Origin of the sequence: Trinickia sp. EG282A, from assembly GCF_040965455.1 — a bacterium.
GTDB classification, from domain to species: domain Bacteria; phylum Pseudomonadota; class Gammaproteobacteria; order Burkholderiales; family Burkholderiaceae; genus Trinickia; species Trinickia symbiotica.
This window is the reverse complement of the sequence record NZ_JBFRCC010000007.1, coordinates 130,548-142,859: the sequence shown is the minus strand read 5'-3', so window position 1 is coordinate 142,859 and position 12,312 is coordinate 130,548. Positions and strand designations below refer to the sequence as shown.

Sequence of the window (12,312 nt, the reverse complement as noted above, 5' to 3'; positions counted from 1 at the left end):
AAAATGTGTCAAGTGATATATTTTTGGCCGCCATACGGGAAAGGAGTGAGAAGTCATGAGCGACGTGAAGCGGCTTCGCCGTCCGCCGGAAGGGGGTTATGCGCGCGGCGATGAAACGCGGCACCGCATCATCCACGCGGCAATCGAGCTTTTCGGGGAGCGCGGCTTCGCTGCGGCCTCGACGCGCGACATCGCGGCGCGCGCGGGCGTCAACGCGCCGGCGCTGCAGTACTACTTTGAAAACAAGGAAGGGGTCTACCGCGCCTGCGCCGAGCACATCGTCGAGACCGTGTGGGAGCGTTTCGAGCCGGTCGTGCAGCAGGCGACCGACGTGCTCGCCGGTTCGGCTGGGGCGGCGGCGCTCATCGACGCGTTCGTCTCCATCCACGAAGCGATGGCCAGCAAAATCTTTTACGGGCCGCAGACGCCGGGGCTGCGGCTTTTCATGGTGCGGGAGCAGGCGGGGCAAGAGCCGCCGATCGCGTCACAAGTCCTGCAAGAGAAGTTGCGCATGCCGCTGAACCGGGTGTGCGCGTCGCTCGTCGCCAGAATCGGCGGGACCGCGTTCGACGATCCCGTGACACAGATCCGCACGCTAAGCCTGATGGGACAGTTGACCATTTTCCATCACGCGCCGCGCGCGATGCTGGCGGCCCTCGGCTGGACGGAAATGGATGAGGAGAAGCTCGAGTTCGTCAAGACGGTCGTACGTGCCCAGACGCGCGCATTGCTCGAAATGTGGAACGCCGAGCGCGAAGCGCGGCAGGCGTCGCAGGCAAGCGACGCGGCCGCGCCGTCAACAAGAGCTGGCGAGCGCAAGCGGCGCGGCGCGGCCGCCGCGTAAGACGAGGCGCGCCGCCGGCCGGCTGCCTCATGCCTCGGCGGCAACGAGCCGGCGCTCGCTCCTCAATCGCGCGACAGTCGTGCCTATCGTAAGGACTGCCAAACATGCGATCGGCACGATCATCGGCCCGAACGCGCTGCCGCTGACCTTGCCCGCATAGGGCATCAAGTTCTGGCCGAAGAACCCGCCGAGATTGCCGATTGAATTAATTGCGGCGACACTCGCCGCGGCGCGCGCCCCGCTGAAATAACGCGGCGGCATCGACCAGAAGCACGGATAGAGCAGCGGGATGCAGGCACCGCCCAACACCAGTGCGATGAAGCGCAAAGGCGTAGTCGGCAATAAAAGACTGAGCGTAAAACCGACCACGCCGAGGCCGGCAACACACGCAACGGCCTTGAGAATGCTTTTGGCCCGCCGAAGCTTGCCCGGCAAATAAAGCAACAGCACGACGGCGAGCGCCCATGGAAGCATGCTGAGGAATCCATTGGTCGTGCTCGATACGCCGAACGTCTTGACGAGCGTCGGCAGCCAATAGGTCACGCCATAAAGCGAAGTCGACATCAACATGTAGGTCGCCGCGAACAGCATCACGCGCGGATCGGACAATGCCTTCCACGGGCGCTCGTGCACGGCGTCGACGGGCTTCTCGCGTTCGAGGGCCGCGAGGGCCACCTGCCTTTCGCGGTCGTCGAGAAAGCGCGCTTCAGCGAGTGATGCGGGCAGCAGCCTGAAGACGGTTAGGGCGACGAGGACGGCCGGAATGCCCGTGGCAATGAATACCCATTGCCAGCCCGCGAGCCCCATGACGCCGCTCAGGCTCAGCAGCCAGCCGCCCACGAGCGACCCGAGCATGTTGGCGAGCGCGCTGCCGAGCGTGAAGATGCCGAGCACACGGGCACGGTAGCTCTGGGGAAACCAGAGCGTGAGGTAATAGATCACGCCCGGATAAAAGCCCGCTTCCGCGACGCCCAACGCGAAACGCAAGGCGCAAAACACGGCAGTCGACGTCGTGAAGCCCATCAGCACGGTGATCACGCCCCACGTCAGCATGATGCGCGCGAGCCATAAGCGCGCGCCGAAACGATGCAGCGCGAGCGTGCTCGGTACTTCGAAAAGCAGGTAGCCGATAAAAAAGAGCGACGAGGCGAAGCCGAACGCCGCTTCGGTCATCCCGAGGCTATGAATCATTTGCAGCTTCGCAAAGCCTACGTTCTGCCGGTCGATGAACGAGATCAGAAACATGACGACGAGGATCGGCATGAGGCGCCAGGTCATCTTCGTCATGACATGTCGTTCTTCGCTCGATATTGGACTGTTCGTGCCGCTTTCGCTCACTATGGACTCCTCTTTTGTCTCGACTTCAAATTGAATCAACTTGGGGTACTTGCGGTCGCTCACACCGATCGATGGCGACCGAGCGCTGGAGTGAACATCTCTTCCCACGTTCGGGGCTTCGCTTTGATCGTGCCGGCCACGAACAGGAAGTCGACGAATTCGAGCAACTGTTTCGGTTCGAGCGAGAACGCCGTCTGTGGATCGGCGAGCATTTGCATGACATCAGCGCGCGACACGCTCACGCCCGACCCCGCGACGTAGATGTCCGCTGCCGCGCGCGGATTGTCGGCGATGAACCGATTCGCCTCGTCGAGCGCATCGAGGAATGTGTCGACGAGCGCCGGCTCCCCGTCCGCGAGCCTTTTAGGTGCGAAGACGACATCCAGTGAGAGCGGCCCCAGCACGTCCATCGAGCTGATCACGCGATGGATGCCGCGCTGCCGCAGCTCCAGCGTCGAAAACGGCGGCGACGTGAAATGCGCCGTTACGCCTTTCTCGCGGCGAATCAGCGCATCCATCGCGACGGGATGAGGCAGATTGACCGTCATCGCGTCGAGCCGTGCGAACTGGCGAGCGCCGAGCTCGCGCGCGACGACCATCTGCAACACGACAGCTGACAACGATGTCCGGATGCCGGGCACGGCGATCCTGTCCACGGCGGAAAAATCGCGCAGCGCCGTGATCGACGGCTTGTTCGTATTGAGCGAAAGCGACGTGCTGCTCAGGCCGCTTATGCCGATGACCTCCACGTTCGGAATGCCGCGCGCTCGCGCCCAGAGCTCGATGAAGCCGGGCGCGCCGGTGCCGGCGAAGTCTAGCGTGCCGGCCATCATTGCATCGTTGATGGAATTGCCGCCGTCGAGCAGCACCCAGTTGACGGCGATCGATCCGATCCCTCGGCGCGCAGCGTGCTGCTCGAAGAGGCGCTGCGCTTCCATCACGAGCAGCGGCAGGTAGAGGATTCCGTAGCCCTTGGAGATGCGCACTTCGCGCGTGCGCGGCAAGACGATGGATGGCGCGAACGCCGCGCCAAGCGCGGCGACGGTGATTGCCCGCCGCCTGCGGTCAGGCTTCGCCGGCACGGCTCGCATCTCCTCTTTTCTCACAGTCTCGTCGTCTTCTTCGGTTTCGTCTTCATGAAAGCAGCCGCGGCGGAAGAAAGCTCGAAGCCGTCGCCGCCGATGCACGCGTGACGTCAGATTAGCGGCCGAGTCTGAGAAAATGCTGACAAGCCGCCCCCGGGAAAACCCGCGATCAGCAAGACGACCTTCATCATGCGCATTCTCGTAGTGGAAGACGATGCCGAAATCGGCGCGGCGATTCGAAGCCGCCTGACGAGGCTCGGCCACGCCGTCGACCTCGAGGCCGACGGGGCCTCGGCCAACGCGTTGCTTGCGATCGAGCGCTTCGACCTCGTCGTGCTCGACGTCATGCTCCCGTCGATGGATGGTTTCGCGATCTTGCGCAGAGTGCGCGCCGCAGGCGGCGCGACGCCCGTGCTGCTGCTGACGGCGCGCTCGACGATCGACGACCGGGTGAGCGGGCTCGGACTGGGCGCTGACGATTACCTCGTGAAGCCGTTCGACTATCGTGAGCTCGAGGCGCGCGTGCAAGCCCTCTTGCGCCGTGGCAGCGGGCACGCCAACGACGTGTTGACCGTGGGCTCCCTCGTCGTCGATCGCAGCAGCCGCCTCGCCGAACTCGAAGGGAAACCGCTCTCGCTGTCTCGGCAGGAGTTCGCGTTGCTCGAGATCCTCGCCAGCCGGCCGCAGCGAATCTTTCCCAAAGAAGAATTGCTGAGCCAGCTTTTCAGTTTCGGCAACGAGCCGAGCACCAACGCCGTCGAGCAATACGTGACGCGCCTGCGTAAGAAATTGCTCGGCAGCGCCGTCGAAATTCGCACGGTGCGCGGCATGGGATACCAAATTGCGTCGGCTTAGATGGTTTCCGAGCACGCTCTTCGGGCGCACGCTGCTCTTCATCGCGCTCGTCGTCGCCGCGGGGGCCGCGACACTGGCGGCAGTGGCGCGCTATTACGCCGGCGTGGCAGCCGAGCGGGCCTACGATCAGTTGCTGTCGGGCGCCGTGATCCAGGTAGCCGAGAACCTGTACGTGCAAGGCGGCGTGCTGGCGCTCAACCCGCCCGTGGCGGCATTTTCCACGCTGTCGCGCTACGACGTCGTCTACTACAAGGTCGTCGATTCGCGCGGCATCGTCGTGGCGGGCGACCCCAAGCTCGATAGCGGCACCACGCTCGCTTCGGCTCGTCAGGGGCCGGTGTTCGCGAACGGTACGTACCAGGATCAGCCAGTCCGCATCGCGACCGTCGCGCGCTATATGCCCGAGGAAACCGTTCCGGGCTGGGCGCTCATCACGCTCGCTCAGACGACGCATTCACGGCAGCAGCTCGCGAACGAAATGAGCTTCAAGGTCTGGACGCTGATCGCGCTGATGAGCCTCCTCGCCGTCGGCGCGAGCGGCCTTGCGATCAAGCGTGGATTGCGTCCGCTCGCTGAAATCGAAACGATCATCGCGGCGCGCGATCCCGCCGATCTGAGGCCCGTCGCGGTCGATACGCCAAGCGAAATCAACGCGATCATCGGCGCGATCAACGTGCTGATGCGGCGACTCGCCAACCGCATCGCGTCGATGCAGCGCTTCATCGCGGACGCCGCGCATCAGATGCGCACGCCGATCGCGCGGCTCGACGCACAAATCGAGCTGCTCAGCAGCGAAACGGATGCGGGTCGCTATCGCGCACGGCTGTCTTCGCTACGAGACACCTGCATCGACGTCGGGCGCTTGACGGGGCAGCTGCTCAACCACGCGATGGTGATTCATCGATCGGAAGCCTTCGCGCCGCAACGCGTCGAATTGAACGCGCTCGCAAAGGAAGTACTGGGGCGGACAATTCCGCTCGCCGACGAGCGCGATGTGACCGTCGCATTCGAAAGCGATGCCGCGCAGACTTACATCCTCGGCGATGCGGTGAGTCTGCAGGAGGCCTTGTCCAATCTGCTCCATAACGCCCTGTTGCACGGTCACGCCGACGAGATCACCGTTTCGGTGTCCTCAGCGAATCGCTCCGTTGAACTGAGCGTACACGACAACGGCCCCGGTATCGCGCGCGAATATTGGGAGTCGGTTCTGCTTCCGTTCGTGAGCGTCGCCCCCGATCGAAGCGGCCGCGGCGCGGGCTCCGGGTTGGGGCTTGCGATCGTGCGGGAAGTCATGAAGGCTCACGGCGGCGAGGTTGCGTTCGACTTCCCTTCATGCGGAGGCTTCGCCGTGAGATTGATCTTTCCGCTCAGCTCCCCTGCTTGAGCGCGTCGACCACGATTTCGGCGAATGCCTCGGCTGCGCGCGGCAATCCGCGGCCGCGCTTCTTGACGAGCATGATCGGGCGCAAGAAGCGCTCGTCGTCGATCGGGCGCGCAACCAAACTGCGTTCGGCGCGAATCTCGCGCGCCGACGCGGGCAGGATCGTGACGCCAAGTCGCGCACGTACCATGGCGACGGCGGTCATCATGTACGTCGGCTCGCAATTGATCACCGGCGCACGGGCGGCCTCCGCGAGCGCCGCGTCGACGACGGCTCGCACGCTCGTTCCCGTCGCCGTCAGGACGAGCGGATGCGCGACGATGTCGTCGACGCCGATCTTGCGCTTCGTTGCCAGCGGATGGCTGCTCGGGCATACCACGCAAAGACGATCGTTGGCCGCATGGATCACCTCGATCGAAGGATCCGCGATCTCGCCGCCCGTCACGCCGAGATCCGCGTCCTCATTGCGAACGAGCTGATTGACGACGCTCGCCACCACATCGCGAATTTCGAACGAAATACTCGGCATGGCCTGCGATAGCGAGCGAATGCAGTCGGGCAGCACGCTCGATGCAAACGACGGCAAAGCGGCCACACGTACTCGCCCGCGCGCGCAATCGCTGAGCGCTCGAGCATCGTGCAGGACGCGCTCCATGTCATGCAGCGATTTCTGCATGAGCGGCAACAGCTCACGCCCGACCTCGGTCAACGCCACACTGCGGCTGTTGCGGTCGAAGAGTCGCGTGCCGACGATCTCTTCGAGCCGACGGATTTGCACCGTTAGCGCGGGCTGCGACAGGTGCAGCCTCGCGGCCGCGCGCGTGAAGCTACCCGTCTGCGCCACGGCGATAAAGGCGCGGATGTCCCGTAAGTTCAGATCCATCACATTTTGTAATCACTGCTATCAAATCGTTTCAATTGTTTTATCAACGGCAAAAAACTACGCTTGTCGCCACCAAAAGACAAGACCGGAGACATTCGCATGCTGGCGTTGCTGGGAGTCCTGACTATTGCCGTGCTGCTCGCGGCGATCCTCACTAAACGGATGTCGCCGCTCGTCGCGCTGATCATCGTGCCGATCGTCGCCTCGCTGATCGGCGGTTTCGGCTTGCAAACGGGCAAGTTCGTGCTCGACGGGCTGAAGAGCCTCGCTCCGGTCGTCGGCATGTTCGTGTTCGCGATTCTCTACTTTGGCGTGATCACGGATGCCGGCACGCTCGATCCGATCATCGAGCGCATCGTGCGGACAGTCGGCACGCGCCCGACCCGCATCGTCATGGGCACCACCTTGCTCGCGCTGCTGATTCATCTGGACGGCTCGGGAGCCGTCTGCTTTCTCGTGACGATTCCCGCGATGCTGCCGCTGTACGACCGTCTCGGCATGGATCGACGCATGCTGGCGGCGGCCGCCTCGATGGCTGCGGGCGTGAACTTTCTGCCCTGGACGGGGCCGATGATCCGGGCCTCCGCGTCGCTGCATCTGCCGGTAGCGGCGCTCTTCAATCCGCTGGTGCCCGTGCAGATCGTCGGGCTCGCATTCGTATTCGGCGCCGCTTATTGGCTCGGCCGACGCGAAGAAAAGCGCCTCGGGCTCGATGCCGGGTCCGGCAGTGGCGTCCCCCTGCCCCAGTTCGCGATCACCGATGAACAGAAGGCGCTGCGACGGCCGCGCAACTTCTGGTTCAACATCGTGCTGACGGTCTTCGTGCTCGGTTCGATGATCGCAATGGGAGAGAAGATGCCGCCGGCCATCATGTTCATGGTGGGCCTTTGCATTGCGCTGCTCGTGAACTACCCCGACGTCGAGATGCAGCGTCAGCGCATCGACGCGCATGCGCGGGCCGCGCTGATGATGGCCGGCATCCTGCTCGCCGCCGGCGCATTCACCGGCATCATGCAAGGCAGCGGCATGCTGAAGGCGATGGCGGGCGTCGCCGTCGGGTTCGTGCCCGCCGATATGGCCGCGCATATTCCGGTCGTGCTCGGTCTCCTGTCGATGCCGCTCAGCCTTCTGTTCGATCCCGATTCGTTTTACTTCGGAGTCCTGCCGGTTGTTGCCGAAGTCGCCGCCCAGCTCGGCGTGCCTGCCGTCAAGATTGGGCAGGCGGCCCTGCTCGGCCAAATGACGACCGGCTTTCCGATCAGTCCGCTCACGCCCGCGACGTTTCTCGTTTGCGGGCTGACGCGCGTCGATCTTGCCGACCATCAGAAGTTCACGTTTCCGCTGCTGTTCGGCGCGTCGATCGTCATGACGATCGCTTGCGTCGCGCTCGGCATCTTTTCTCTTTGACGCAATCGACGACGATGACAGCAGCCCAAGCCCAATCCAAGCGCATCGTGCGGCTCGGCGCAGGCGCCGGTTACTCGGGCGACAGAATCGAGCCTGCGGTCGAGCTCGCCGAACGCGGTGCCCTCGATTACCTGGTGTTCGAGTGCCTCGCCGAGCGAACCATCGCCCTCGCGCAGCAAGCGCGGCGGCATAACCCTCAGCGCGGCTACGATCCGCTGCTCGAAGCCCGTATGCGTGAGGTGCTGCCGCACGCCGTGCGCAATGGCGTGCGCATCGTCTCGAACATGGGCGCGGCCAACCCGCATGCGGCTGCGCGCGCGACTGCCGAAATCGCACGATCGCTCGGGTTGTCGGGCTTGAAGATCGCCGCTGTCGTCGGCGACGACGTACTCGATATCGTGAAGCAAGGCGATTATCGTTTCGAGGAAACCGGCCAGCCGGTTGGCACGCTCGGCGACAGGATCGTGTCGGCGAACGCCTATCTCGGTGCCGAACCGATCGTTGCGGCGCTCGCGGCCGGAGCCGATATCGTGCTGACGGGTCGCGTGTCCGATCCGTCGCTCTTCGTGGCACCGCTCGCTTACGAGTTCGGGTGGGCCTTCGACGATTGGCGGCGGCTCGGGCAAGCGACCGTCGTCGGGCATTTGCTCGAGTGCGCGGGACAGGTCACGGGCGGCTATTTCGCCGATCCCGGCATCAAGGACGTTCCCGCCTTGGCGAGGCTCGGGTTTCCGATCGGCGAGGTGACGGAAGACGGCACCGTCGTCGTGACGAAGATCCCTTCCGCGGGCGGCTGCGTGACGGCGGCGACTTGCAAGGAGCAATTGCTCTACGAGATACACGATCCCAAGCGCTATCTACAGCCTGATGTCGTTGCCGATTTCACTGGTGTGCGCATTGAAGAGCAAAGCCCTGATCGCGTGCGCGTGACAGGAGGAACGGGAACGCCGCGGCCGTCTACATTGAAGGCAAGCGTGGCGTTTACCGATGGGTTCATCGGCGAGGGGCAATTTTCATATGGCGGCCCGGGTGCCGTCGATCGAGGACGGTTGGCGCTCGACATCGTCCGCGAGCGGCTGGCGCTCGCGGGCGTCGATGTTGGCGAGTTGCGCTTCGATCTCATTGGGGTCGACGCGCTCTATGGGCCCTCGTTGAGCATGAGTCACCCCGCACCGTATGAAGTTCGTGCCCGCGTGGCTGGGCGCGCGCCGACGCTCGAAGAGGCGACGCGGATTGGCAACGAGGTCGAAACGCTCTATACGAACGGACCGGCCGGCGGCGGCGGTGCGACGAAGAGCGCGCGCGAGGTGATTGCCGTGCAGTCGGTGTTGGTTCCGCGCGAACTGGTCCAGCCATCATTCGAAATCGTGGAGGTTTGATTGAAGCTGCGAGACCTGGCCCATTCGAGGACCGGCGACAAAGGCAATACGCTCAACGTATCGGTCATTTGTCGGGATCCGCGTGCCTACGCGCATGTGCTCGCGCACGTGACGCCCGAGCGCGTGAAAGCGCATTTGGCCGATCTGGTGCGCGGCGATGTCGTCCGCTACGAACTGCCTTTGATCGGCGCACTCAACTTCGTTTTACGTGAGGCGCTGGGCGGAGGCGTGACGCGTTCGCTCGCGCTCGACGCGCATGGCAAGTCCGTCAGCTCCGCCCTGCTGGATCTCGATATTCCCGCTCCGTAGTGGGCCGCTGCATTCACTCGGCCCCGAGCTTCGCCGATCGCGAGCCCTCGAGCAAGCCATCATGCGGAACTCTGTCGAGCCGGCTACCCGTCTGGAAGACCGGTAGCCGAACCGGGAACCGGCCGTCGATCATCAATGCAGCCTAATCCGTCGGGAGCTCTTCCCCTTCTGACCAGTCGATACTCGCGACGACGCTCTCGGGGGCCGTGGCGGGCGTTCTGGCGGATGGGCCGTCATGCTGTGACGACGGGGTTTCAGTCACCGCCGAGGTACCGCCTGCCGCGTCCGACTGCGCTGCTTGCTCCGATGGAGAACCGGACGGAACATCGGCGGGTACCGACGAGGTATCAGTCGTAGCACGCGAGCCGTCGGCCGTGTCCGACTGCCCCGCCTGCTGGGATTGATCGACGGATGGCGCCTCGTGCTGCTGCGATGGACTATCGATCGCAGCCGGCGAATCGCCGGCTGCGTCCGACTGACTCAGGGGCCCGGATTGACTATCCGTCGCGGGAGGCTGCTCGTTCGTTGCCGGCGGATGGTACTGGCACGCCATCACCGCGACGCCATGGACCGTACCGGCGGTCGGTGCCTGCATCGTGTAGGCGACGGTGAGATAAGGCTTTGCTTTGTCGCTGCCGACGAGTTTAGACGTGAACGTATGCTGATCCGTCGGATCGCTCACGTACCCGATCGAGATGGCTCTCGCTGCCTTGGTTTGCGCGGCGTCGTTTCCAATCGAGTACTCCAGCGACAGATCGAAGACAGGCCTGCGCGATACGTCGCCCGATTTCAATACTTCGCGCTTTACATACACCTTCGCTGCGCCCGCGTTCACTTTGCCGGGCGGAGTATTACCATTGATTGCCACAGGCCGCGTAGCCGCCTGGAACTTGCAGTGGTACTCGGAGCCTTCATCGATAGTCAGAGCAAGTGCCTTCCCTACCGCCCATGCACGACCTTGATTTGCGTTGTACGTTCCACCGTTCGAATCGGCGCCCTGCGTCCAGCGGCCGATCGCGTACTCGCCATTGCCCGACAAATCGGTGATCGTTCCCGACGACAGCGAGGCGCGATCCCCAAATGCCCTATATGCGCCCGGTGCCGCTTCCTGAAGCACGGCGGCGTCGATTGCAGCACTGTGGAAGTTACCCCTGAGCACGCCATATTCGGAAGAAGGCACTTGAGGCAAGACTAGCTCTACCTTCCCGTCAACAGCTTGCACTGATTGCGATTTCCCTTCCACCTTGATTCCGTTCGGAGCAGAACCGGCGGCCGTTTCCTTTTGGCTAGCCGCCGGACCGGATCCTCCGCTCCCGCCTCCACAAGCACCTAACCCCATCGCTGCCAATACCGCGACGGCAGAGACAGCCAATGCCGCTCGACCGCGCGGCAGATCTATGGATTTGTGTTTCATCGTTCTCTCCTAGCTACTTGTTCGGGATCTCTCGCACCCCGTCCACAAAGAAAGTCAGTACAAGGCACTGACTCGAAACCGCAAGATCGGCAAGCGTGATGCGCGTACATGTGCGCTCTTGCATCTGCTCGAGCACGGACTTGCCGATGCATTGCCGACGATTGGCGGAGCAAGCGCGCTCGCCAAACGAAGGCCGCAATGTAGGCCACCACCGCAAGCAAATCGCTAGGAAGGGAAAACTCTCGGACGAAGAGAAGGTTGGAGCGTGAGAAAGGTCACCGCGCGCGGCCGCGCTGGTAACGATTTCCGCCGTATCCGAGTGATGGAAGAGTTCCGGGAAACGATCAATGGACCCCATCAACGGGCCCAAAGGCCGACCGATGCGGCGCGAACGAACCCCGCGCCGCATAGTCGCATTGAAACGTGGTTAGTGCTGCTCTGCGTACTCGCTGGCCCGATCGAGCAGTTCGACATCCTCTTTGTCCAGCGTCAGATCCGCGGCGGCCACCAACGCGCGCACCTGCTCGCGCGACGTCGCGCTCGCGATCGGCGCCGTCACGCTCGGCCGGGCGATCAGCCAAGCCAGCGCCACGCTCGCCTGTGTCGTGTTGTGGCGCGCGCTGACCTCGTCGAGGGCGCCAAGAATCCTTTGCCCGCGCGCGGTGAAATACTTCTCGACATTCCCGCCGCGCGCACTCTTTTTCAAATCATCGCGGCCCCGATATTTGCCGCTCAAGAAGCCGCTCGCGAGCGAGTAGTACGTCACCACGGCAAGCTGGTTCCGCGCAGCGGCAGGCTCGATATCGCGCTCGTATTCCTGCCGGTCGTAAAGGTTGTATTCGGGCTGTACGACCTGATAGGCGGGCAGGCCGTTGCGCGCACTGATCGCCGCGGCCTCGTCGAGCCGCGCGCCGGTGTAGTTCGACGCGCCGATCACCCGGACCTTCCCCGCGTCGATCAGCTTCTGATACGCGCCGAGCGTTTCCTCGAGCGGGGTGTCCGCAAGATCGCGGTGAGAAAAATAAACGTCGATGTAATCGGTCTGCAAACGGCGCAGCGAGTCGTCCGCTGCCTGCAGAATGTTCGCCTGCGACAAACCCGGCCGTGCCTCGAGCATGCCGACTTTCGTCGCCAGTACGATCCGGTTCCGTTTGCCGCTTCGCTTGAGCCACTTGCCGATGATTGTCTCCGACTCACCGCCCCGATTGCCCGGCGCCCAGCGCGAGTAGACGTCGGCCGTATCGATAAAGTCGATCCCGGCATCGACGAGCTCGTCCAACAGCGAAAACGACGTCGCCTCGTCCGCCGTCCAGCCGAACACGTTTCCGCCAAAACAGATCGGCGACACATCGAGCGCCGATCGGCCCAGTTTGCGCTTTTCCATCTTCGCCTCCGTCGTGAATGAGGCGAATCAGGA

General features: G+C 63.5%; 11 protein-coding genes. 6 read left to right on the top strand and 5 right to left on the bottom strand.

Going from position 1 to position 12,312, the window contains the following annotated elements; genetic code table 11:
- The first annotated feature begins 55 nt into the window (after window positions 1-55).
- Window positions 56-844 (top strand): CerR family C-terminal domain-containing protein, encoded by a 789-nt coding sequence (locus tag AB4Y31_RS28415; protein WP_368676900.1) that lies wholly within the window; start codon window positions 56-58, stop codon window positions 842-844.
- Window positions 845-871: 27 nt separating this feature from the next.
- Here the strand turns inward: AB4Y31_RS28415 and AB4Y31_RS28410 are convergent, their stop codons facing one another.
- Both AB4Y31_RS28410 and AB4Y31_RS28405 read right to left on the bottom strand, forming a co-directional pair.
- Complete coding sequence (locus AB4Y31_RS28410) at window positions 872-2,182, bottom strand: MFS transporter (RefSeq protein ID WP_368676899.1); 1,311 nt, start codon at window positions 2,180-2,182, stop codon at window positions 872-874.
- A gap of 59 nt (window positions 2,183-2,241) precedes the next feature.
- The gene (locus AB4Y31_RS28405) at window positions 2,242-3,264 is read right to left on the bottom strand and encodes an ABC transporter substrate-binding protein (protein ID WP_368676898.1); all 1,023 of its coding nucleotides are present in this window, start codon (window positions 3,262-3,264) and stop codon (window positions 2,242-2,244) included.
- Window positions 3,265-3,456: 192 nt separating this feature from the next.
- Between AB4Y31_RS28405 and AB4Y31_RS28400 the strand changes: the two genes are divergently transcribed.
- Together AB4Y31_RS28400 and AB4Y31_RS28395 are read left to right on the top strand one after the other, a co-directional pair.
- Window positions 3,457-4,122, top strand: coding sequence for a response regulator transcription factor (locus AB4Y31_RS28400; RefSeq protein WP_368676897.1), 666 nt, complete (start codon window positions 3,457-3,459; stop codon window positions 4,120-4,122).
- A complete protein-coding gene (locus tag AB4Y31_RS28395; RefSeq protein ID WP_368676896.1) occupies window positions 4,109-5,506 on the top strand; it encodes a sensor histidine kinase in 1,398 nt (465 codons plus the stop codon). The genes AB4Y31_RS28400 and AB4Y31_RS28395 overlap by 14 nt, the downstream gene beginning before the upstream one ends.
- Here the strand turns inward: AB4Y31_RS28395 and AB4Y31_RS28390 are convergent.
- Entirely contained in the window at window positions 5,490-6,386 is an 897-nt protein-coding gene (locus AB4Y31_RS28390; protein ID WP_368676895.1) for a LysR family transcriptional regulator, read from the bottom strand. The genes AB4Y31_RS28395 and AB4Y31_RS28390 overlap by 17 nt on opposite strands.
- A 99-nt stretch (window positions 6,387-6,485) precedes the next feature.
- Here AB4Y31_RS28390 and AB4Y31_RS28385 point away from each other — a divergent pair, with 99 nt between their 5' ends.
- The 3 genes from AB4Y31_RS28385 to AB4Y31_RS28375 are packed head-to-tail and all read left to right on the top strand — an operon-like array spanning window position 6,486 to window position 9,481.
- A complete protein-coding gene (locus AB4Y31_RS28385) occupies window positions 6,486-7,793 on the top strand; it encodes a CitMHS family transporter (RefSeq protein WP_368676894.1) in 1,308 nt (435 codons plus the stop codon).
- Between the two features lie 14 nt (window positions 7,794-7,807).
- Window positions 7,808-9,172: an acyclic terpene utilization AtuA family protein gene (locus AB4Y31_RS28380; protein WP_368676893.1), complete on the top strand. Its 1,365-nt coding sequence runs from the start codon at window positions 7,808-7,810 to the stop codon at window positions 9,170-9,172.
- Window positions 9,173-9,481 (top strand): hypothetical protein, encoded by a 309-nt coding sequence (locus AB4Y31_RS28375; RefSeq protein ID WP_368676892.1) that lies wholly within the window; start codon window positions 9,173-9,175, stop codon window positions 9,479-9,481. It begins immediately after the preceding gene.
- Between the two features lie 142 nt (window positions 9,482-9,623).
- Here the strand turns inward: AB4Y31_RS28375 and AB4Y31_RS28370 are convergent, their stop codons facing one another.
- Complete coding sequence (locus tag AB4Y31_RS28370; RefSeq protein ID WP_368676891.1) at window positions 9,624-10,640, bottom strand: hypothetical protein; 1,017 nt, start codon at window positions 10,638-10,640, stop codon at window positions 9,624-9,626.
- 682 nt (window positions 10,641-11,322) lie between these two features.
- A complete protein-coding gene (locus tag AB4Y31_RS28365; RefSeq protein ID WP_368676890.1) occupies window positions 11,323-12,279 on the bottom strand; it encodes an aldo/keto reductase in 957 nt (318 codons plus the stop codon).
- Between the last annotated feature and the right edge of the window lie 33 nt (window positions 12,280-12,312).